Below are 20,775 nucleotides of genomic sequence, written 5' to 3' on the forward strand. Positions count from 1 at the left end.
GTGGTCTGTAACAACACTCTGGGACTATAATGCCCTCATGGCTTAACCAGCTTCAATGTAGCGAAGTGTTGAATGCATTGATCGATACGCCCTAAAAGAGGGTTGAATCCGGAAAAATTTATTTTATGCTTGTTAGGAGCCACAACCTTGCTCGCAAAATACTCTTTGCCGTACTCAGTATTGCTATCAGTCTTATTTTGTTTATTAAATACTTTCCCTCCAAGTTTTGTGGCTCTGATTTTTTTTGTGAACAAATCTTCAATTGAGCTTTTGTCACCTTTGCCTTTCAGTGGTGTAAGTACAATATAAAGATTGTGTACAACATGTATGAAGTCTGCATTTCGAAAGTCGGTAACTGGTAAAGTAACAGGGGAAACTGTCGGGTTGTATCTTTTGCCTTTTAAAGCGCCTTCAATTTTACCAAATCCATCGTCATTATCTAAAATAACAATAACAGGATGCGTCGGCATGGGCGCTTTGTAAAATTTAAAATGCTCATCGTAATCTAATATGAACTCTTTTAAATAGGGTGTTCCACCGTAGAGCTCAAGGAGGAATCGCGTTCGATTAGTATAATTGATAAAGTGAACTAGGAGTTCGTATGGGTCGTTTCCGGACTTAGCCTTAGCTAGGCTTGGGAACGCAGCTGCACGTTTATTAATAGCAGCTTTCAGGTAGACGTTGTCTGTCTTCCCCTCGCACACAATAGTGGGCTTGGTATTGCCATAAAAATGCTTATAGAAAAGAAACCTGCTGAATGTACGCTCTCTTCCATTAAGAAGTTTTCTAGTTTTCGATCCGTGTTTCGAGAGCTCATACTCCGGATTCAAGAGCGTCTTGCTTCGCTTTCGATTAAAGAAGTCGATCTGGTCTATAAAGCTTAGCTTTCCCTCCAATACAAAAATATTACCAGCTTGTGGTGGATTTGAACTGTTTTCTAAAAACTTGCCAGTTTGGAATAGCGCATGACACTGAGATTTAACGGTGCGCCAATATTCAGATTTGGTTCCGGGTTTTTTGTTGACAACTAATCCTGTAACATCTTGGCGAGAATCTTTGTATTGAATTCTGGTTTTTGCAGGATTAACACTAAACCCTGCACGCTTGATTTCCGCTGCAAGTCTACTTCCAATAATGTATCCAGATGCTTGGTCCGACGTTAAATTATTCGGGAATTCTTTTTTTCGCGTCGAAAAGGTGATGTCGTCAGCATATCTAGTATAAGTGCATGAATTATCCCGTGCCAACGATGCCAGTCTAATGTCAAGCGAATGGGTTATCAAATTTGTTATAACTGGAGAGCACGGGCTTCCTTGAGGAAGTTTATTGCCGTAGCAAGCAATTTGAGCAATTACTGTCGCTACGGCCGGATCAAGCTGAAAAGTCTTATTTGATATGAAATAACCTCGAACTCTGCCAAAATTAAACTGGTCAAAAAAATCCTTCAAGTCAATGTTTAAGACGTTTCTTTGGTTAAGATGCATTATTGCATTTGTTAAGATTGATCGGTCACGCACAAAACCATGTGAAAGAGTTGACTTAAATTTTGGCCCCTTCGAAGTATTTATTTCCTGAATGCAATCTTGCAGTAAAGTCGAGAGCGCGCTCTGAATCGACTTCAGCTCATCGGATGGAGCATAGATCGTACGTAAGCCACCACTTTTTTTCGGGATGGTGAAACTCGTGTATTGAGTTGTTGGTTTTAGTCTGTAAAGAATATTTGTCAGAAATGAAGCATCAATACCCATCAGCAATGCAAGGTCTGGCTTTGTCTTTGCTAAACGCAAGGCACTGATCTTTTTCATATATTGACTTTTTTGATAAAGGAAAGGGGCTTACGGGCACTCCTACGCACTGTGCCAGGACCGTCAAGAAGCGACAAGTCACCACAAGGGCAATCCTTTCGGACAATTTTTTCACTGATCGCGATGCGCGATCCAAAATCTGCCCGTAAGCCGAGCGCGAGACTAACAAACTGTGGAATCCGAAATCAATCTTTGAAAAAGGTCCGATTTAGTCTGATGACCAAGACTTTTACCGTCTTCCTAGTGGACTCTAGGGATATGGCTGTACGTCCGCTTCTGCCCCGAAGCGGTCATAGGCTCGCAGCCGCCACAGACCGAAAGCCGAAAAATCTGGGGTATTTTTTGTAATGGAAGGATATAGCGAGGCGGAAGCCTCCGCTTCTTCATCACCCTCCCTTTCTTTTGAGTTGGATATCAATGAAATCAAGCTCTGCCTTGATTGCATCAATCGTGAGCGTCTCGACTTTGGTGTCTTTGTTTGCCCTTGCATTGAGCTTTTTCATGCCGGCTATGACGGCAATTATTCCGCTCAAGTGAAGCTTGCGGGCCTTTAGGTAATCAGGCATCTGAGCACTGTTCTGTGGTGGTTTATTCATGGTTAGACCTATGGTTGGCCCGAAGCAGCCGACCCTCGCCGGTTGCTTCGGGGAAGGTTTGGGTTAGGCTGCCAATAGGTCAATAAGGCTGTGTTGGTGTGAGCGAGCCACGAGTTCTCGCCAGGTCCAGCTTCCAAAGTGCTCGCCCTGTTCAGGGATATCCAGCTTCATCAGTGCAACCGGGTCACGACTAATCAGGTTGCGTGCTGCCCACAACTTACCGCCGGTTTCCAGCAGCGCTTTGGCGGCTTCGTTCCATTTTTCTTCTAACACGGCGTTCGCCAGGTGAGCCGCTTTGTTCTCGATCTTGGCGCGTTCTTTTTGTGCCTCCGTGATGTGCAGATCAATAGTCACCAACTCTTGTTCCAGGGCGTTGATGAGCAGTTGTTGACGGCGATGATGCTCAACCGCAGCCGTGAGGTTTTTAGCTGCCTTTTGAGCTTCTGTATTAGCGGCTTTCTCGCCCTCCACATCGCCCCAGGCGACAGCCTGCGCATAAGCAGTGGCAGCGTCCGTTTCAGCTTGTCGAGCCTTTGCCATGTCTTCATGAGCGCTCTGGCGGACCTGCTGTAACCGGGTCTCGATGCTGGTGCGCTTCTCGTTGAGTTCCATCTCGTCTGCTTTCCAGTTCGCCATATCGCTGAGATAGCCGGCAGCCAAGCTCTCGCGGTTTGCCAATGTTTCAAGGCGATCAATCTTCTGGTCCAGTTTGCTGATCTCGAGATTTCGCGAGTCGATGCGTCTTTTGTGATCGTTGATTTCATCTTGCACTGCCCGTTGACGGCCTTGCTGGATAACCTCCGGGCTTTCCAGCGCTTCTTCGAAGGGCGACAGGTCGCGCTGTATGCTCTCCACTTCGAGGATCAGTTGGTCGCGTCGGTCCTTCAATTCTTGGATAGTGTTCATCTGTATTGTCTCTGGATGGTGTGGTTGATAGGGATGGTTGTCGAATGGCTGGCGAGGCCGGGAATGAGCCAGCGCTACCTCGATCAGCAGGCTCGCCGTCAGGCGGCCTTGGCCTCGCCTTCGTCCGTTCCTGGAACGGTCTTCACCACGTAGCAGCGCTGGGGCCCTAACCCGGGCAGACGGATCAAGCTGTAGGCCTTGCCGTCACTACCCGGCTCAAGCACGCCGCGTTGCAGCAACTCCTTGTTCACCGCACTGATGTTCATGCCTTTGAAGATCTCGGTCCTCCAGGCTTCAGGCAGTACGTAATAGGTGTTGGTGGTGTGCAGGGCGTCGCCCATGCCGTGTTCCAGCGTCTTGCGAAAGCCCAACCGATCAATCGTGCGCGGCCCGTGCTCATCGAGCTTGGCGGCGGCGGATTCCCAGCGGGTAAAGCGGCTTTCTCCAAACCGCTCGATGACCTGGCGCAGCCGCGCCAAGATCGCATCGCCCTCGAAGTTTCCGGCGCCGCCACGTTCGGCCAGCCACGCATGCAGACACACCCGAGCGGCGGTCGTGGCTGTGCCATCCGGCCAGCCGGTAACTCCAAAGGCGGTAGCCAACTCTCCGGCGGCGGCGGCGAGGCCGAAGCGAAGGGCGGCACGCTGCGCCTGACCACTGGCCGAGGCGGGTAGGTTTTGGGTGATGAACTGTTCCACCGTGCGGCGCACGATCACTTTCCACCTGAGCATTTCCCCAGGCGCACACAGTGCGTGCAGGAAAGCGGTGAGGGGCGTGCCGTAATATTTGGCTACTCGGGCCTTGAGCGCATCGGAGAGGGCGGCAGCGTCCTCAAAACCATTTAGCACATCGAACATGCCGAGGCCTTTGCTGGCATCCGCTGGCACGGCGAGCATGCGCACGTCCATACCGGCTTTCAGCTCCTTGTTCGCATCCGCCATGTGCTGCGCCAACGTCTTCTCGCCGGTCGAGAGAAACAGCAAGCGCCACTCCTGCACCTGTCGGCCCGCTTGTCCTCGATCATTCGCCCGGGCCTTGCCGGTGCCGGTGCCGTTGCCGAGCATGTACACCGTCTCGCCAATAATGCGCGGGTCGCACATGCCGATTTCATCCAGTACCAGGAGACCGTCTGAGTGTGCGGCGGCGATGGACTCCAGGGCGTTATCCGTGGAGCGCCACGAGCGCACCAGACGAGGCCCACCATAAACCGAGGCTGCGACTTGCAAGTGAGTGGTCTTGCCGCCGGAGCTGTCGCCGTAGAGGTGGAAGCCGCCCGACTCATGTCCGAGCATGTTCAACAGCGGGCCTGCAAAGGCCACAGAGACGACGAACGCTAAGCGGTGGTTGCCAACGCACAGCGCGCCGATTTGCTGCTGCCATTGCTCCAGAGAGCCGGCCTCGCTGATCGGTGGCAACTGCGCACCGGCTTCATAAAAATGCAGGTGTTCGGCGTGCGAGCCGATTTGCTGTTCTGGTAGAAGGAAGGCGTTGTCGTGCCAGCCCAGGCGAGTCACTAATCGTGCGCGTTGGGCGCTATCGAAGCCACCGAGGTAACTCTGCAGATCATTGCGTGCGTTACGTCCAGACCGGCTTCCCGCGAGGCGCAGGCCCATGTCGACCAGCGGCCCGAGTACATCCTTGCCGAAGTCGCCGGTCATGTTTCGTGCCGGAATGTTCCAGCGTTTTTTTGCGCCGTCCGGGTCGTCGAACTCGACCAATAACCCCCAGTTTTGGCCCTTGTCGTCGCGAGTACGAGCGATGATTTCGAGAGGCGAACACACAGGACGCGCTTCGCCATCGTCGCCGTCTGCTCATTTTCCACCCTTGATGAGCGTGGGCTCTCCGCCTTTGCTACTGGGCTTGAGCTTGAACACGTCGAGCGAGACTTGTTGTACCGAAGCGACGCCCTGCTCAATCAACTTGAGCTCGATGGCGTCCATGCAGGTCTTGCCGCTGGCATCGTTATTCGGCCATAGCACCACCGTGCGCCCTTTAAGTGGCGTCAGGTTTATAGGGGTGGACAGGGATGGATAGCCAGAAACAAGAAAGCCCGCACAGGGCGGGCTTCTTGGGGTGTTTCGTAGACTGTCTGAGACAGCCCGAGACTGCTATATGGTGCACCCGGCGGGATTCGAACCCACGACCCCTGCCTTCGGAGGGCAGTACTCTATCCAGCTGAGCTACGGATGCTTGTGCGGGCGACATCATACCCATGTCGACCTTGGGCGTCCATGCTGGTCTTTGGCCGTTTATGGGTAGGAATTTGCTGCCAAGAGGCTCTACGCCGCGTACCAGTGATCGATAGGTTGGAACCCGGCCGAAACACGTTGATCAGAAAGATTCGGCAAATGCGCCGTTTTCGTTCTTTTTTTCGAACAGACTATTGCCCTGTACCCCCATTGATCCTAGGATTCGTTTGAGATTTCAAACGCTCTGTCTCCCGTGCGCTATTTCACTTATCTCTCGCACTGGGTGATTTCCCTGACGGCAGCCCACAAGGCGCCTTTCAACAACTCCAATTCGCTCCGCGTGCGCGCGGTGCTGTTAAGGAAAGCCGACATGCAGCTCAAAGATACCCAGTTGTTCCGCCAACAAGCCTTTATCGATGGCGCTTGGGTCGATGCGGACAACGGTCAAACCATCAAGGTCAACAACCCGGCCACGGGCGAAATTCTCGGTACCGTGCCGAAGATGGGCGCGGCTGAAACCCGCCGCGCCATCGAAGCTGCCGACAAGGCCCTGCCGGCCTGGCGTGCACTCACCGCCAAGGACCGCGCCAACAAGCTGCGTCGCTGGTTCGAGCTGATCATCGAGAACCAGGACGACCTGGCGCGCCTGATGACCCTGGAGCAGGGCAAGCCGCTGGCCGAAGCCAAAGGCGAAATCGTCTACGCCGCTTCCTTTATCGAGTGGTTCGCCGAAGAGGCCAAGCGCGTCTACGGTGACGTGATTCCTGGCCACCAGCCAGACAAGCGCCTGATTGTGATCAAGCAACCGATCGGCGTTACCGCTGCCATCACGCCGTGGAACTTCCCGGCCGCAATGATCACCCGTAAAGCCGGCCCGGCCCTGGCCGCCGGTTGCACCATGGTGCTCAAGCCGGCTTCGCAAACCCCTTACTCGGCGTTCGCCCTGGCTGAACTGGCCCAGCGTGCGGGCATTCCAAAAGGCGTGTTCAGCGTGGTTTCCGGCAGCGCCGGTGATATCGGCAGCGAGCTGACCAGCAACCCGATCGTGCGTAAATTGTCTTTCACCGGCTCCACCGAAATCGGTCGCCAGCTGATGGCCGAATGCGCCAAGGACATCAAGAAAGTCTCGCTGGAACTGGGCGGCAATGCGCCGTTTATCGTGTTCGACGACGCCGACCTGGATAAGGCCGTCGAAGGCGCGATCATCTCCAAGTACCGCAACAACGGCCAGACCTGCGTGTGTGCCAACCGCCTGTACATCCAGGATTCGGTGTACGACGCGTTCGCCGAAAAACTCAAAGTGGCCGTGGCCAAGCTCAAGATCGGCAACGGTCTGGAAGAAGGCACCACCACTGGCCCGCTGATCGATGAAAAAGCCGTGGCCAAGGTTCAGGAACACATCGCCGATGCCCTGAGCAAAGGCGCCAAGCTGCTGGCCGGTGGCAAGGTGATGGAAGGCAACTTCTTTGAGCCGACCATTCTGGTCAACGTGCCCAAAGATGCTGCTGTCGCCAAAGAAGAAACCTTCGGGCCATTGGCGCCGCTGTTCCGCTTCAAAGACGAAGCCGAAGTGATCGCGATGTCCAACGACACCGAGTTCGGCCTGGCTTCCTATTTCTATGCGCGCGACCTGGGCCGTGTGTTCCGTGTGGCTGAAGCGCTGGAATACGGCATGGTTGGCGTCAACACCGGGTTGATCTCCAACGAAGTGGCGCCGTTCGGCGGCATCAAGGCTTCGGGCCTGGGCCGTGAAGGCTCCAAGTACGGGATCGAGGATTACCTGGAAATCAAATACCTCTGCCTGGGCATCTAAGCTCGGCACGAGATTGCGGCAAACGCAGAGGGCACGAGAGCGCTGACCCTTTGCGTGTTTCAAGACGTTATTCGTAGTGGCCGGGAAAGCTGTGGCAGTCGATCATCGCATGCTGCCGTAGTTGCCTCCCCGCCACGTATTCCTTGGACCACGCCACCCGATGAGTGGCGAATGAGGACTTTATGAGCAAGACCAACGCATCCCTGATGAAACGCCGCGAAGCCGCTGTACCGCGCGGTGTTGGCCAGATTCACCCGATCTTCGCCGAATCCGCGAAGAACGCCACCGTGACCGACGTTGAAGGTCGCGAGTTCATCGATTTCGCCGGCGGTATCGCCGTGTTGAACACCGGCCACGTGCACCCGAAAATCATCGCGGCCGTGACCGAGCAACTGAACAAGCTGACTCACACCTGCTTCCAGGTACTGGCCTACGAGCCTTACGTGGAGCTGTGCGAAAAAATCAACGCCAAGGTGCCAGGTGATTTCGCCAAGAAAACCCTGCTGGTCACCACCGGTTCCGAAGCGGTCGAAAACGCCGTGAAAATCGCCCGCGCCGCCACTGGCCGTGCTGGCGTAATCGCGTTTACCGGCGCTTACCACGGCCGCACCATGATGACCTTGGGCCTCACTGGTAAAGTCGTGCCGTACTCGGCCGGCATGGGCCTGATGCCAGGCGGCGTGTTCCGCGCACTGTTCCCGAACGAACTGCACGGCGTGAGCGATGACGATGCCATCGCCAGCATCGAACGCATCTTCAAAAACGATGCCGAGCCGCGTGATATCGCCGCCATCATCATCGAGCCGGTGCAGGGCGAAGGCGGTTTCTACGTGGCGCCTAAATCCTTCATGAAGCGCCTGCGCGAACTGTGCGACAAGCACGGCATCCTGCTGATCGCCGACGAAGTGCAAACCGGTGCCGGCCGTACCGGTACGTTCTTCGCCATGGAACAGATGGGCGTGGCTGCCGACCTGACCACCTTCGCCAAATCCATCGCTGGCGGCTTCCCGCTGGCCGGTGTGTGCGGCAAGGCTGAATACATGGACGCCATTGCGCCAGGCGGCCTGGGCGGCACTTATGCCGGTAGCCCGATTGCTTGCGCGGCTGCGCTGGCGGTGATGGAAGTGTTCGAAGAAGAGCACCTGCTGGACCGCTGCAAGGCGGTTGGCGAGCGCTTGGTGACGGGCCTCAAAGCCATTCAAGCCAAGTACCCGGTGATCGGTGAAGTGCGTGCCCTGGGCGCGATGATCGCGGTGGAGCTGTTCGAAGATGGCGACAGCCACAAGCCGAACGCGGCTGCCGTGGCTTCCGTGGTGGCCAAGGCGCGTGACAAGGGCCTGATCCTGCTGTCTTGCGGCACCTATGGCAACGTGTTGCGCGTACTGGTGCCGCTGACCTCGCCGGACGAGCAGTTGGACAAAGGTTTGGCGATCATCGAAGAGTGCTTCTCCGAGCTGTAAGCGGCGCTTGACCTGATCGACAGAAAAAACCCGCCTCGGCGGGTTTTTTTGTGCCTGGTGCAGCACATTCAGGTCATGTTCATTGTACGCAGGCGGGGTGATTGACTAAGGTGCAAGCATTGCCGATGGAGCGTGCTGGATGACTGCTGTTGATTTACCCGCTGTACCCCGCGTGTTAATTGCTGAGGCGGACCCTTGGTCGCGGGACCTGCTCAAGCAAGTGTTGTTGAATGTGCGCTGTGACGCGCGGCTGGATGTGTGTGGCGATGGCCAGGAAGCGGCCACGCTGTTGCGAGACAAAACCTACGACCTGATCCTGGCAGATTGGGAGTTGCCGGGCATCGATGGCTTGAGCCTGCTGCGCAGCGTGCGCCAGAAGCGCCGTTCGCTGCCGTTTATTCTGCTGAGCAATCGCAATGACAGCGCCAGCGTGCGCGAAGCCTTGCCCCTGGCGCCCACGGCGTATCTGACCAAACCCCTGAACATGGAAGGCCTGACCCAGCGCCTGCAAGACCTGCTGCTCAATGAAGGCGAAAGTGTGTATTGCGAGATACCGCCACTGGCCCCGGGCATGGCCTTGCCCATGTTCCTGGAACGCCGCCGCGACGTCTGCGATGGCGCGCCGCTGCGGGTCGATGTGAAGGCCGCCGTGCAACACAGCCTGGCGCCGGACGGCCTGGACGTTAGGCAACTTGAAGAACAGGTAAAAACCGACCCGCAAATCACGGCTGTACTGATCGCCGCCGCCAACAGCGCCGGGCATCACGGCACGCCGGTGCAGACCCTGGCCGCTGCACTGCAAAAGCTCGCCGCCGGGCAGAGCATGAATCTGATTCTGGGCCTGGCGCTCAAGCACAACGTGGTGCTGGGTGACCCGGCGCTGGTGGCCTACGCCGAGCGCCACTGGCAGTTGTCCCAGGACACCGCCGACTATGGACGCCGCCTGGCGCGCATGTTGGAGCTGGATCACGAACGCTGTTACTGCGCCGGCATCCTGCATCGGCTGGGTGATTTGGCGTTGTTGCGCTGCCTGGAAGACTGGCGCCTGGGTGGCGGGGCGCTGGATGACGAGGCAATCGGTGAATCCCTCGACACCTTTGGCGCGGCTTATGGCTCGGCGTTACGCACGCGCTGGCGCTTGCCGCTGGAGTTGCGGCAGTTGATTGCAGCGACCTACTCACTTGAAGGCGGGGTGTATTCGCGCGACGCGCTGGTGGTGAACCTGGCGGCGCAAATGGCACGCCTGACCGAGCATGAGGGGCTGGAAGCGCTGGCCAAGAGCAAGACGGCCAGGTTACTCAAGGTGGGCTTGTCGGAGCTGATGCGGGTGCGCAAGGCCTAGTCGGCAACGAGGTTCGGGTCTGGGAGCAGGCTTGTGTGGGAGCCGGGCTTGCCCGCGATAGCATCGACTCGGTATAGCCGATAGACCGAGGTGCCGGCCTCGCAGGCAAGCCAGCTCCCACACAAACCATCTCCCATTGAGTTCTAGCCTTCTATGACGCGGTTTTTGCCTTGGCGCTTGGCCTCATACATCGCGGCATCGGCCCGTGCGAACAGGCTGTCCAGGGTTGAGTCGTCTTCGCGCAGGTTGGCCAGGCCTTGGCTGACGGTCACGGTAAAGTCCCGGCCTTCAAAGCTGAAACTCAAGGCCTGGATTTCCTTGCCCAGCCGCTCGGCCACCTGTAACGCCATCTGCGGGGCACAGCCAGGCAGCACGGCGGCGAACTCTTCGCCGCCAATGCGTCCGAACAGGTCGCCACGGCGCAGTACGCCGCGACCGCTCTCGGCGATACGCCGCAACACCTGATCGCCTTCCAGGTGGCCGTAGCTGTCGTTGACGTCTTTGAAGTCATCGATGTCCAGCAGCAGGAACGCCAGTGGGGCGCCTTGGGCGCAGGCGCTGTCGAAAGCCTGGTTGGCGCACTCGAAAAAGTGCCTGCGGTTGCTGCTTTGGGTCAGCACATCAGTGGTGGCGAGTCGGTGCAGCTCCAACTCCATGTGCTTTTTTTCGGTGATGTCTTCGGCCATGCCGACCACAATCACCGGCTTGCCGGGTTCGACCTGTTGGTTGATGTAGCACTTGTCGCTCAACCAGCGAATCTGACCGTCGGCGGTGATAATGCGGTACTCGCGGTCCTCCACTGCGCCGTCTTCCATCACGCGGGCCAGGCTGTGTTCGGCGTAGTCGAGGTCTTCGGGGTGAATGCTGTTGCGCCATTCCCGGTGGTCGGCGAGCAACAAACCGGCGGATCGGCCAAACACCCGCTCGTAGGCCGGGCTCACGTACAGCACACGCCGGGTTTCCCAGTCGATGGCCCACAGCACGGCATTCACGCTGACCAGCAGTGAACTGAGCAGTTGTTCGCGCTCACTCAGCCGTTCGACTTCACCCTGGGCATGCATCAGCGCCAGCAGGGTGGCCGCCGCAGCCGGGCGTGGGGGCTCAGCGACAGGGGCATCGGTTGAATAGGGCTTTTCGGGAACCATCGGCACAACTCTCTCTGGGCTCGCCGCAGGATGGAGCAGCGGTCAGTACAAGGGCCACCATGATGGCGAAGTGTTCCTTGAGAGAGGGGATTTGCGGTGAAGTTCCGTGAACGGGCTGACTAAGAAATGGCGTCAGAAACCAGTGGCAAGCCAAACTAGAGGTTCAGCTGTTGCAGATCAATTGACGGCAAGCACCGTACCTGTGGCGAGCGAGCTTGCTCGCGCTGGACTGCGTAGCAGGCCCAATTTGGGGCCGCTTCGCGGCCCAGCGGGAGCAAGCTCCCTCGCCACAGGAGGGCTGTGGAGACCGGGTCAGACCGCTGCAGGGCGCAGCGAGTAGGTCTTCAACTGGTGGGCAAAATCGCGCAGGGACTGAATGCCGCTGGCCTCAGCCTCATGCACCCATTCCTTGATTGCCGCCAACATGTCGTGGCCATTGGTGCTGGTCTTCAGCCAGATCTGCTGCAGCGCCAGGCGCTTCTCGTAGATCACGGTCAGCGCGTGGCTGTGTTCGAGCATGCTCTGGATGCGCACGTGATGGCGGTCATCCAGCAGGCTGGTTTCACGCGACAGCAGGCGCTTGGCACGGTGGAACTGGTGGCGCACCGAATGATCGACCTTTTCCAGCTCCTGCTTGACCAGCGGGCCGATCACCAACTTGCGGTACTGGGCCATGATCTGGAAGCGGTTGTTGAGGATCGCCATGGCGGTGTCCATGTCCAGGTGGCCTTTGCCTTCCACGCGGTGCGCGATGGGCGCGACGCGTTGCACCTTGGCCAGGCGCAGGAAGCTGAACACCTTGATCCACGCCCAACCCAGGTCGAATTCCCACTTCTTCACCGACAGCTTGGCCGAGTTCGGGTAGGTGTGGTGGTTGTTGTGCAGCTCTTCGCCGCCGACGATGATGCCCCACGGCACCAGATTGGTGGCGGCGTCACGGCACTCGAAGTTGCGATAACCGACCGCATGGCCCAGGCCGTTGATGACGCCGGCGGCCCAGAACGGGATCCACATCATCTGGATCGCCCAGATGGTGATGCCGATGGTGCCAAACAGCAGCAGGTCGATGACGCCCATGATCGCCACGCCCAGCAGCGGGTAAGGCGTGTAGATTTTGCGTTCGATCCAGTCGTCCGGGCAGTTTTTGCCGTAGATGCGCAGGGTCTCGGGGTTCTCGGCCTCGGCGCGGTACAGCTCGGCGCCTTTGCGCAGTACGGTGGACAAACCCTTGATGACCGGGCTGTGCGGGTCGTCGACGGTTTCGCACTTGGCGTGGTGCTTGCGGTGGATGGCGGTCCACTCGCGGGTGTTCTGCGCCGTGGTCAGCCACAGCCAGAAGCGGAAGAAGTGTTTCAGGCCGGCATTGAGCTCCAGGGAGCGATGGGCTGAATAACGGTGCAGATAGACCGTGACCCCAACAATGGTCACGTGGGTCATCAACAGCGTGACTGCCACCAGTTGCCAGGCTGACAGGTCAAGAAAACCGTTGTACCACATAGGCTGTATGGCCCTCAGATAAAGAAAAAAACAGCTCACGCATTATCACTAAGCCTACAGAGAAAACCAGCCGCCCTTTCAGATAGGAGTGACTGGATGTTTCTTATTCTATAATCCTCAGCCTTTGTAGGGCGATTTTGTTTTTTGGGTAAGGATTACTGACCATATGCTGTTTTCGTACCGAGGTGCCCTGCGTGTGGGGTTGGTATACCTGCTGGTTTCCATAGTGTGGCTCCAGCTCAGCAACCAGCTATTGATCAACTTTCTCGATGACCCGTGGCAGTTAGGGCGTTGGTTGCAGGTACGCGGCTATGTGTGGGTGGCCCTCAGCGCGTGGGTCATTTACCTGATCTGTGCCCGTTTTGCCCGCACCCACCGGCTGCAGCAACCCTTGAAAGAAAACCACGAACGCCTGCAACAGGCCGCCGCCGTGTTCGATTGCACCCGTGAAGGCGTGCTGGTCACTGACGCCCAGGGGCTGATCGTGCATGTGAACCGGGCGTTCATGGAGATCACCGGTTACAGCCGTGAGGACGTAATGGGCGAACGGCCGAGCCTGTTCAAGTCCGGGCGCCATTCGTCGAATTTTTATCAACAGGTGTTCCAGACCCTGGAGCGCACAGGCGAATGGAGTGGGGAAATCTGGAACCGTCGCAAAAGCGGTGAGATTTATCCACAGTGGCAAACCATCCGGGTTATCCACAATGACCAAGGCCAGGTCAGCCATTACGTCGCGGTGTTTTCCGACATCAGCGCCATCAAGGACTCCGAGCACGAACTGGCGCACCTGGCCCACCACGACCCGCTCACCGACCTGCCCAACCGCCTGCTGTTCACCGACCGCGCCGAGCAGGCGCTGGCCTCGGCGCAAGTGCACAAACGCGGCTGCGCGCTGCTGTTGATGGACCTGGACCACTTCAAGATCATCAACGACAGCCTCGGCCATAACGTCGGCGACCAGTTGCTCAAAGCCGTCGGCGAGCGGCTAAAGGGCCTGTTCGGCCCCGGCGTGACCCTGGCGCGCCTCGGCGGCGATGAGTTCGCCGTGCTGGCCGAAAGTTGTCCACAGGTGGTGCAGGCTGCCGCGCTGGCGCAGCGCATGCTCGACGCGATGAAAGAGCCGTTTGTGTTCGACGGCAACCAGTTGTTTATCAGCGCCAGCATCGGCATCAGCCTGTTTCCCAGTGATGCCCTGAGCGCCGAACAACTGCTGCGCAATGCCGACTCCGCACTGTTCAAAGCCAAGAGCGCCGGCCGTGAAGGTTATGCGCTGTACACCGAAGAGCTGACCGCCCACGCCCAGCACCGCGTGGAAATCGCCAGCGAGCTGCGCCGTGCCCTCGATCAGCAAGAGCTGCGCGTGTACTACCAGCCCGTGCACGACCTGCAAGACCGCCGCCTGGTCGGCGTCGAAGCCCTGGTGCGCTGGCAGCACCCGGAGCGCGGCCTGGTGTCGCCGGGCGAATTTATCCCGATTGCCGAGCGCACCGGGCTGATTGCCGATATCGATGCCTGGGTGATGGACCAGGCCTGCCGTCAGATGGGCCAATGGCTGGCCGATGGCGCGCCGTTGAGCTTTATTGCGGTGAACGTCTCCAGCCGTTTGTTTGCCCGGCGTGAGCTGTATGAGCAAGTCGCCCAGGTGCTGCACACCACCGGCCTGGATCCTGCTTATCTGGAACTCGAAGTCACCGAAAGCGCGGTGATGGAAGACCCGGAAGTGGCCCTTGAACAACTGCACCGCCTGCGCGAGCTGGGCTTGCGCCTGGCCATCGATGACTTTGGCACCGGTTATTCGTCACTGCTGCGCCTCAAGCGCCTGCCGGTGCAGAAGCTCAAGATCGACCAGGGTTTTGTCGCCGGGCTGCCGTGGGATGAGGACGACGCGGCAATTGTGCGCGTGGTGATCGCCTTGGCCAAAAGCATGGGCATGCAGGTGCACGCTGAAGGCATTGAGCAGGTGGAGCAGGCGCGGTTTTTGTTGGAGCAGGAGTGTGATTTGGGCCAAGGGTATTGGTTTGGCCGGCCGGTGCCGGCGCAAGAAATGGATTGGGCCAGGTCACCGACCACCAGGACTTGAAATACAGGCCAATGTGGGAGCCGGGCTTGCCCGCGATGAGGCAGTATCAGTCGAAACATCAGTGCCTGACACACCGTCATCGCGGGCAAGCCCGGCTCCCACAGGGTTCAGCGGTGCCTGGGTAGCAGTATTTTCCAGGCCAAAACCCACGCAACCCCACGTCCTGTCAGAAAATTCTTTCTGGTTATATAAACATTCTTAAATAGTATTTTTAAGAATATCCGCGCTTATCTACTATCGCCCTCACGCCGCAAGCAGTGCCGCCACTGCCAGGCACTCTTTATTTCAGGAGCGAGACCATGAGCGCATCTCTACGTAGCGTCGACGGCCAGGACGAAGCAGCCATTTTGCGTGAGATCCAGAGCGCCTTGCGCGACCTGCGGTTTGGCGCGGTGGAAATCACTGTGCATAACGCCCAAGTGGTACAGATCGAACGCAAGGAAAAATTCCGTTTGCAGAACCCCGGTAACAAACCGAGCTAAGCACCGACGGCGATTCGCATGCTAGACCCGCAACTATAAGAAAAAGCCAACACCCAAGAATTTTCAGGAGCTTCTATGTCGTCGATTCGCCGTTATGCCCTGGCTGCACTGGCCAGCGCCGTGTTTGCCGGTTCCGCCGTTGCCAAGGACTACGAGTTGCTCAACGTCTCGTATGACCCGACCCGTGAGCTGTACCAGGACTACAACGCTGAGTTCACCAGCTACTGGAAACAGTCCCACCCTGGCGACAACGTCAAGATCCAGCAATCCCACGGTGGCTCGGGCAAGCAAGGCCGTGCGGTGATCGACGGCCTGCGCGCCGACGTAGTGACCCTGGCCCTGGCCGGCGACATCGATGAAATCGCCAAACTGGGCAAGACCCTGCCGGAAAACTGGCAAACCCGCCTGCCGGATGCGAGCACCCCGTACACCTCGACCATCGTGTTCCTGGTGCGCAAGGGCAACCCTAAAGGCATCAAGGACTGGGGCGACCTGATCAAAAAAGACGTTTCCGTCATCACGCCTAACCCGAAAACCTCCGGCGGTGCGCGCTGGAACTTCCTCGCCGCGTGGGCCTACGGCCTCAAATCCGGTGGCAGCGAAGCCAAGGCCCAGGAATACGTAAAAGAACTGTTCAAGCACGTGCCGATCCTCGACACCGGCGCTCGAGGTTCGACCATCACCTTCGTCAACAACGGTCAGGGTGATGTGTTGCTGGCCTGGGAAAACGAGGCGTTCCTGGCACTCAAAGAAGACGGCGGTGCTGACAAGTTCGATATCGTCGTGCCGTCCCTGTCGATCCTCGCGGAGCCGCCAGTGGCTGTGGTCGACAAAAACGCCGAGAAAAAGGGCAATACCGAGATAGCCACCGAATACCTCAAGCACCTGTACAGCACGGCTGGCCAGGAGATTGCGGCGAAAAACTTCTACCGCCCACGCGATGCAAAAGTTGCCGCCAAATACGCCCAGCAGTTCCCGAAACTGGACCTGGTGACTATCGACAAAGACTTCGGCGGCTGGAAAACTGCCCAACCGAAATTCTTCAACGACGGTGGCGTGTTCGACCAGATCTACACGGCGCAGTAAGCCAAATTAAACTGTAGGAGCCCGTTTTCAGTGGCAAGGCTCCTACTGTGGCGAGGGAGCTTGCTCCCGTTGGAGTGCGAAGCGCTCCCAAGCCGGTGTCCGCGTTGCATCTGATGCATTTCGGCGGATGGTTTTGGGGCTGCTTCGCAGCCCAGCGGGAGCAAGCTCCCTTGCCACAGTAGGTCACCTTTGCCGATGTGGCGTGCTCCTACAGCGGTGTTTACCCTTTAACCAAGGACTCTTATGTCGCGTCGTATTTCCCCCGTCATACCCGGCTTCGGGCTGACGCTGGGCTACACCGTGGTGTACCTCAGCCTGATCGTACTCATCCCCCTGGCGGCGATGTTTGTACATGCCGCTCAACTCACTTGGGATCAGTTCTGGGCCATCATTACCGCACCGCGGGTGCTGGCGGCGTTAAAACTGAGCTTTGGCACCGCGTTCGTCGCGGCGATCATCAACGGCGTGATCGGCACACTGCTGGCCTGGGTGCTGGTGCGTTACACCTTCCCCGGCCGCAAGATCATCGATGCAATGATCGACTTGCCGTTTGCCCTGCCCACCGCCGTGGCCGGTATCGCGCTCACTGCGCTATACGCTCCGGCCGGTCTGGTCGGGCAGTTCGCAACCGACCTGGGCTTTAAAATCGCCTACACCCCACTCGGCATCACCCTCGCACTGACCTTCGTCACCTTGCCCTTCGTGGTGCGCACGGTGCAGCCGGTGCTGGCCGATATCCCGCGTGAAATCGAAGAAGCCGCCGCGTGCCTGGGCGCCAAACCCTTGCAGGTGTTCCGCTACATCCTCGTACCCGCATTGCTGCCCGCCTGGCTGACCGGCTTCGCGCTGGCCTTCGCCCGTGGCGTGGGTGAGTACGGTTCGGTGATCTTCATCGCCGGCAACATGCCGATGAAAACCGAGATTCTGCCGTTGCTGATCATGGTCAAGCTCGACCAATACGACTACACCGGCGCCACCGCCATCGGCGTGATGATGCTGGTGGTTTCCTTCGTCCTGCTGCTGCTGATCAATTTGCTGCAGCGGCGCATCGAAACCCCATAAGGAGGCGCGGAACATGTCCCAATCGTCTATTTCCGCCGCGTCCTCGGCCAACGCTGCCCGTCGTGGCAGCGCGGTGTCGCGGCGCATCCTGATCACACTTGGCTGGCTGGTGTTCGCGCTGTTCCTGCTGCTGCCGCTGTTTATCGTGGTGTCCCAGGGCTTGAAGAACGGCCTCGGCGCGTTCTTCGCGGCGATCCTTGAGCCGGACGCGCTGTCGGCACTCAAGCTCACGGTGATCGCCGTGGTGATTTCGGTGCCGCTCAACCTGGTGTTTGGCGTCAGCGCCGCGTGGTGTGTGAGCAAGTACTCGTTCCGTGGCAAGAGCATTCTGGTCACGCTGATCGACCTGCCGTTCTCGGTGTCGCCGGTGATCGCGGGCCTGGTCTATGTGCTGATGTTCGGCGCTCAGGGCTTCTTCGGCCCGTGGCTGCAAGACCATGACATCCAGATCGTGTTTGCCCTGCCGGGCATTGTGCTGGCGACCATCTTCGTGACGGTGCCGTTCGTGGCCCGTGAACTGATCCCGCTGATGCAGGAGCAGGGCACCCAGGAAGAAGAAGCCGCACGCCTGTTGGGCGCCAACGGCTGGCAAATGTTCTGGCACGTGACCGTGCCGAACATCAAGTGGGGCCTGATCTACGGCGTGGTGCTGTGTACCGCGCGGGCGATGGGTGAGTTCGGCGCGGTGTCGGTGGTGTCCGGCCACATTCGCGGCGTGACCAACACCTTGCCGCTGCACGTCGAGATCCTCTACAACGAATACAACCATGTCGCCGCGTTTGCCGTCGCGAGCCTGTTGCTGATCCTGGCGCTCTTTATCCTGCTGCTCAAGCAGTGGAGCGAGAACCGTATCAACCGCCTGCGCAACAGCGCCGGTGAGGAATAAGTCATGTCGATCGAAGTCCGTAATGTCAGCAAGAACTTCAACGCCTTCAAGGCCCTGAACAGCATCAATCTGGACATCCAGAGTGGCGAGCTGGTGGCGTTGCTGGGCCCGTCCGGCTGCGGCAAGACCACCTTGCTGCGCATCATCGCCGGCCTGGAAACCCCGGACGCCGGCAGCATCGTGTTCCATGGTGAAGACGTGTCCGGCCACGACGTGCGTGATCGCAACGTCGGCTTTGTGTTCCAGCACTACGCGTTGTTCCGCCACATGACCGTGTTCGACAACGTTGCCTTCGGCCTGCGCATGAAGCAGAAAAACCAGCGCCCGAGCGAAAGCCAGATCGCGGTCAAAGTGCATGAATTGCTGAACATGGTGCAGCTCGATTGGCTGTCGGATCGCTACCCGGAACAACTCTCCGGTGGTCAGCGCCAACGTATTGCCCTGGCGCGCGCCCTGGCGGTGGAGCCCAAAGTGCTGTTGCTGGACGAACCCTTCGGCGCCCTCGACGCCAAGGTGCGTAAAGAGCTGCGCCGCTGGCTGGCGCGCCTGCACGAAGACATCAACCTCACCTCCGTGTTCGTGACCCACGACCAGGAAGAGGCCATGGAAGTCGCCGACCGCATCGTGGTGATGAACAAGGGCGTGATCGAGCAGATCGGCTCACCGGGCGAAGTCTACGAAAACCCGGCCAGCGATTTTGTCTATCACTTCCTGGGCGATTCCAACCGCCTGCACGTGGGCGAAGACAAGCACGTGCTGTTCCGCCCGCACGAAGTGTCGCTGTCACGCCATGAGCTGGAAGACCACCACGCGGCGCAAGTGCGTGATATTCGCCCGCTCGGCGCCACCACACGGGTAACGCTGAAGGTCGAAGGCCAAAGCGAGCTGATCGAGGCCGAAGTGGTCAAAGACCACGACAGCCTGACGGGTTTGGCGCGTGGCGAAACCTTGTTCTTCAAGCCCAAGGTCTGGCAAAAAGCCTGAAAACACTGCAAAACCCCATGTGGGAGCGGGCTTGTGTGGGAGCTGGCTTGCCTGCGATAGCATCACTGCGGTGTGACTGACACACCGAGGTGCCTGTATCGCAGGCAAGCCAGCTCCCACATTCAGACCTTGCTCGGCTTTAGATCGCGGCGTTCTACCGGGCCGGACCGCGCCTCAATCTGCTCTTTAAGGCCATGCCGCAACCCCAGCAAAAACGCCAACTCCGCCACCACAAACAACGGCCCCACAATCAGCCCCGACACATCGTCCACAAACGCCGGCTTCCTGCCTTCGTAATAGTGCCCGACAAACTGAATCACCCAACCCACCACAAACAGGCTGATGCCGCTGCTCAGCCACACCAGTGTGCTCTGCGCCGCCAGCGCATGCCCGGCCCACACTGACAAGCCCATCAACACCGTCATCAGCACGCCCAGCGCCAGTTCCAGGCGCAGGTAAAACCACGCCGACAACAACGCGAGTACCACCGCCGGAGATATCCACAGGCTGCCGACGGCCCATTCGGGGCGCGACAACAGCACCGCCACGGCGACGACGATCAACGGGATGCCGATAAAGTGGCTGGCGATATTGCGCGGGTCGCGGTGGTAGGCGGCGTATTGGCTGAGGTGGTCGACGAGGCTTTTCATTGTTGTTCCTCCTGTAGGATGCTTGATCATGCCCTGCCAGCCTGGGATTGACTGTCAGCTGGGCGACAATCTTCGGAGTGCTCATGGACACAGAGAAATGGCGTACTCGCTTGGCCACCGGTCACTGGTTCAGCCACCTGCCTGCGCCTTTTCAGCATAGCCTGCTGGCCCACGCCCGGCAGCGGCAGCTGGCGGCGGGGCAATACCTGTTCAAGCGTGGCGACCCGCCCTGTGGCCTGTACGCGGTGCTCGACGGCGCCTTGCGCATCAGCGCGGTGAATGAGCATGGCAAGGAAGCGCTGTTGAGCCTGGCGGAATCACCCTTTTGGCTGGGTGAAATTTGCCTGTTCGATGGCCTGCCGCGTACCCACGACGCCTGCGCCGTCGGGTCGTGCACGTTGTTGCAGGTGCCGCAACAGGCGCTGCTGAATATCCTCAATGAACACCCGCAGTACTGGCGTGATCTGGCGTTGTTGATGAGCCAGAAGCTGCGCCTGAGTTTTATCAACATCGAGCAACTGAGCCTGATGCCGGCCTCGGTGCGCCTGGCGCATCGGTTGTTGATGATCGTCGAGGGTTACGGCGAGGCCGAGTCTTCAAAAAGCGTGCTGCAACTGCCCCAGGAAGACCTGGCCGCCATGTTGAGCCTGTCACGCCAGACCACCAACGCCTTGCTCAAAGACCTGCAGGCCCAAGGTATCGTGCGCCTGGGCTACGGCGAGATCGAAATCCTCGATGCCCGGCGACTGCGTGAGGCGGCGCACACCTGAGGGTGTTAGCCTGCAAACCTGA

General features: G+C 58.5%; 16 protein-coding genes, 1 tRNA gene and 1 pseudogene. 10 read left to right on the plus strand and 8 right to left on the minus strand.

The window, feature by feature from the left end:
• Nucleotides 1–35: 35 nt before the first annotated feature.
• From PSH96_RS00975 to PSH96_RS00995, 5 genes and pseudogenes are all read right to left on the minus strand, one after another.
• Complete coding sequence (locus PSH96_RS00975) at nucleotides 36–1,805, minus strand: retron Ec67 family RNA-directed DNA polymerase/endonuclease (protein ID WP_305456988.1); 1,770 nt, start codon at nucleotides 1,803–1,805, stop codon at nucleotides 36–38.
• Nucleotides 1,806–2,191: 386 nt separating this feature from the next.
• On the minus strand, nucleotides 2,192–2,401 hold the full coding sequence (locus PSH96_RS00980) for a hypothetical protein (protein ID WP_305456990.1): 210 nt from the start codon (nucleotides 2,399–2,401) through the stop codon (nucleotides 2,192–2,194).
• Between the two features lie 63 nt (nucleotides 2,402–2,464).
• Complete coding sequence (locus PSH96_RS00985) at nucleotides 2,465–3,307, minus strand: chromosome segregation protein SMC (RefSeq protein ID WP_305456992.1); 843 nt, start codon at nucleotides 3,305–3,307, stop codon at nucleotides 2,465–2,467.
• Between the two features lie 98 nt (nucleotides 3,308–3,405).
• A pseudogene (locus PSH96_RS00990) lies at nucleotides 3,406–5,316 on the minus strand (DUF927 domain-containing protein); the annotation flags it as partial.
• Nucleotides 5,317–5,420: 104 nt separating this feature from the next.
• Nucleotides 5,421–5,497 (minus strand) — tRNA-Arg (locus PSH96_RS00995).
• Between the two features lie 369 nt (nucleotides 5,498–5,866).
• Between PSH96_RS00995 and gabD the strand changes: the two genes are divergently transcribed.
• The 3 genes from gabD (at nucleotide 5,867) to PSH96_RS01010 (ending at nucleotide 10,111) form a co-directional block, all read left to right on the plus strand.
• A complete protein-coding gene (gene gabD, locus PSH96_RS01000; protein WP_056858131.1) occupies nucleotides 5,867–7,309 on the plus strand; it encodes an NADP-dependent succinate-semialdehyde dehydrogenase in 1,443 nt (480 codons plus the stop codon).
• A gap of 182 nt (nucleotides 7,310–7,491) precedes the next feature.
• Entirely contained in the window at nucleotides 7,492–8,769 is a 1,278-nt protein-coding gene (gene gabT / locus PSH96_RS01005; RefSeq protein ID WP_012721619.1) for a 4-aminobutyrate--2-oxoglutarate transaminase, read from the plus strand.
• Between the two features lie 139 nt (nucleotides 8,770–8,908).
• Nucleotides 8,909–10,111 carry an HDOD domain-containing protein gene (locus PSH96_RS01010; protein WP_305456996.1) on the plus strand — a complete coding sequence of 401 codons (1,203 nt, stop codon included), beginning with the start codon at nucleotides 8,909–8,911 and terminating at the stop codon, nucleotides 10,109–10,111.
• A gap of 143 nt (nucleotides 10,112–10,254) precedes the next feature.
• Here PSH96_RS01010 and PSH96_RS01015 read toward each other — a convergent pair whose 3' ends face one another.
• A complete protein-coding gene (locus tag PSH96_RS01015) occupies nucleotides 10,255–11,256 on the minus strand; it encodes a sensor domain-containing diguanylate cyclase (protein WP_305456998.1) in 1,002 nt (333 codons plus the stop codon).
• A gap of 312 nt (nucleotides 11,257–11,568) precedes the next feature.
• Nucleotides 11,569–12,753, minus strand: a complete 1,185-nt coding sequence (gene desA / locus PSH96_RS01020; RefSeq protein WP_017136693.1) for a delta-9 fatty acid desaturase DesA — start codon at nucleotides 12,751–12,753, stop codon at nucleotides 11,569–11,571.
• A 166-nt stretch (nucleotides 12,754–12,919) separates the two neighbouring features.
• Between desA and dibA the strand changes: the two genes are divergently transcribed.
• The 6 genes from dibA (at nucleotide 12,920) to PSH96_RS01050 (ending at nucleotide 19,333) form a co-directional block, all read left to right on the plus strand.
• Nucleotides 12,920–14,833, plus strand: a complete 1,914-nt coding sequence (gene dibA / locus PSH96_RS01025; protein ID WP_305457000.1) for a phosphodiesterase DibA — start codon at nucleotides 12,920–12,922, stop codon at nucleotides 14,831–14,833.
• Nucleotides 14,834–15,132: 299 nt separating this feature from the next.
• Nucleotides 15,133–15,315, plus strand: a complete 183-nt coding sequence (gene oscA, locus PSH96_RS01030; protein ID WP_003170956.1) for a sulfur starvation response protein OscA — start codon at nucleotides 15,133–15,135, stop codon at nucleotides 15,313–15,315.
• Between the two features lie 75 nt (nucleotides 15,316–15,390).
• Nucleotides 15,391–16,401: a sulfate ABC transporter substrate-binding protein gene (locus PSH96_RS01035; RefSeq protein ID WP_305457002.1), complete on the plus strand. Its 1,011-nt coding sequence runs from the start codon at nucleotides 15,391–15,393 to the stop codon at nucleotides 16,399–16,401.
• A gap of 243 nt (nucleotides 16,402–16,644) precedes the next feature.
• On the plus strand, nucleotides 16,645–17,463 hold the full coding sequence (cysT, locus tag PSH96_RS01040; RefSeq protein ID WP_056858136.1) for a sulfate ABC transporter permease subunit CysT: 819 nt from the start codon (nucleotides 16,645–16,647) through the stop codon (nucleotides 17,461–17,463).
• A gap of 13 nt (nucleotides 17,464–17,476) precedes the next feature.
• The gene (gene cysW / locus PSH96_RS01045; RefSeq protein WP_056858137.1) at nucleotides 17,477–18,349 is read left to right on the plus strand and encodes a sulfate ABC transporter permease subunit CysW; all 873 of its coding nucleotides are present in this window, start codon (nucleotides 17,477–17,479) and stop codon (nucleotides 18,347–18,349) included.
• 3 nt (nucleotides 18,350–18,352) lie between these two features.
• Nucleotides 18,353–19,333: a sulfate/molybdate ABC transporter ATP-binding protein gene (locus PSH96_RS01050; RefSeq protein WP_305457005.1), complete on the plus strand. Its 981-nt coding sequence runs from the start codon at nucleotides 18,353–18,355 to the stop codon at nucleotides 19,331–19,333.
• Nucleotides 19,334–19,455: 122 nt separating this feature from the next.
• On the opposite strand, the gene PSH96_RS01055 is transcribed toward PSH96_RS01050, so the two are convergent.
• Nucleotides 19,456–19,983, minus strand: a complete 528-nt coding sequence (locus tag PSH96_RS01055; RefSeq protein ID WP_305457007.1) for a DUF962 domain-containing protein — start codon at nucleotides 19,981–19,983, stop codon at nucleotides 19,456–19,458.
• Between the two features lie 83 nt (nucleotides 19,984–20,066).
• Here PSH96_RS01055 and PSH96_RS01060 point away from each other — a divergent pair, with 83 nt between their 5' ends.
• On the plus strand, nucleotides 20,067–20,753 hold the full coding sequence (locus tag PSH96_RS01060; RefSeq protein WP_305457009.1) for a Crp/Fnr family transcriptional regulator: 687 nt from the start codon (nucleotides 20,067–20,069) through the stop codon (nucleotides 20,751–20,753).
• Nucleotides 20,754–20,775: the final 22 nt, after the last annotated feature.

The sequence above is a fragment of the Pseudomonas sp. FP2338 genome, from assembly GCF_030687515.1.
In the GTDB taxonomy this organism is placed as follows: domain Bacteria; phylum Pseudomonadota; class Gammaproteobacteria; order Pseudomonadales; family Pseudomonadaceae; genus Aquipseudomonas; species Aquipseudomonas salomonii.

What these genes read in the sequence shown, in the direction of transcription:
- PSH96_RS00975 (WP_305456988.1), bottom strand. Translation starts at nt 1,805, where the DNA reads ATGAAAAAGATCAGTGCCTTGCGTTTAGCAAAGACAAAGCCAGACCTT.
- PSH96_RS00980 (WP_305456990.1), bottom strand. Translation starts at nt 2,401, where the DNA reads ATGAATAAACCACCACAGAACAGTGCTCAGATGCCTGATTACCTAAAG.
- PSH96_RS00985 (WP_305456992.1), bottom strand. Translation starts at nt 3,307, where the DNA reads ATGAACACTATCCAAGAATTGAAGGACCGACGCGACCAACTGATCCTC.
- gabD (WP_056858131.1), top strand. Translation starts at nt 5,867, where the DNA reads ATGCAGCTCAAAGATACCCAGTTGTTCCGCCAACAAGCCTTTATCGAT.
- gabT (WP_012721619.1), top strand. Translation starts at nt 7,492, where the DNA reads ATGAGCAAGACCAACGCATCCCTGATGAAACGCCGCGAAGCCGCTGTA.
- PSH96_RS01010 (WP_305456996.1), top strand. Translation starts at nt 8,909, where the DNA reads ATGACTGCTGTTGATTTACCCGCTGTACCCCGCGTGTTAATTGCTGAG.
- PSH96_RS01015 (WP_305456998.1), bottom strand. Translation starts at nt 11,256, where the DNA reads ATGGTTCCCGAAAAGCCCTATTCAACCGATGCCCCTGTCGCTGAGCCC.
- desA (WP_017136693.1), bottom strand. Translation starts at nt 12,753, where the DNA reads ATGTGGTACAACGGTTTTCTTGACCTGTCAGCCTGGCAACTGGTGGCA.
- dibA (WP_305457000.1), top strand. Translation starts at nt 12,920, where the DNA reads ATGCTGTTTTCGTACCGAGGTGCCCTGCGTGTGGGGTTGGTATACCTG.
- oscA (WP_003170956.1), top strand. Translation starts at nt 15,133, where the DNA reads ATGAGCGCATCTCTACGTAGCGTCGACGGCCAGGACGAAGCAGCCATT.
- PSH96_RS01035 (WP_305457002.1), top strand. Translation starts at nt 15,391, where the DNA reads ATGTCGTCGATTCGCCGTTATGCCCTGGCTGCACTGGCCAGCGCCGTG.
- cysT (WP_056858136.1), top strand. Translation starts at nt 16,645, where the DNA reads ATGTCGCGTCGTATTTCCCCCGTCATACCCGGCTTCGGGCTGACGCTG.
- cysW (WP_056858137.1), top strand. Translation starts at nt 17,477, where the DNA reads ATGTCCCAATCGTCTATTTCCGCCGCGTCCTCGGCCAACGCTGCCCGT.
- PSH96_RS01050 (WP_305457005.1), top strand. Translation starts at nt 18,353, where the DNA reads ATGTCGATCGAAGTCCGTAATGTCAGCAAGAACTTCAACGCCTTCAAG.
- PSH96_RS01055 (WP_305457007.1), bottom strand. Translation starts at nt 19,983, where the DNA reads ATGAAAAGCCTCGTCGACCACCTCAGCCAATACGCCGCCTACCACCGC.
- PSH96_RS01060 (WP_305457009.1), top strand. Translation starts at nt 20,067, where the DNA reads ATGGACACAGAGAAATGGCGTACTCGCTTGGCCACCGGTCACTGGTTC.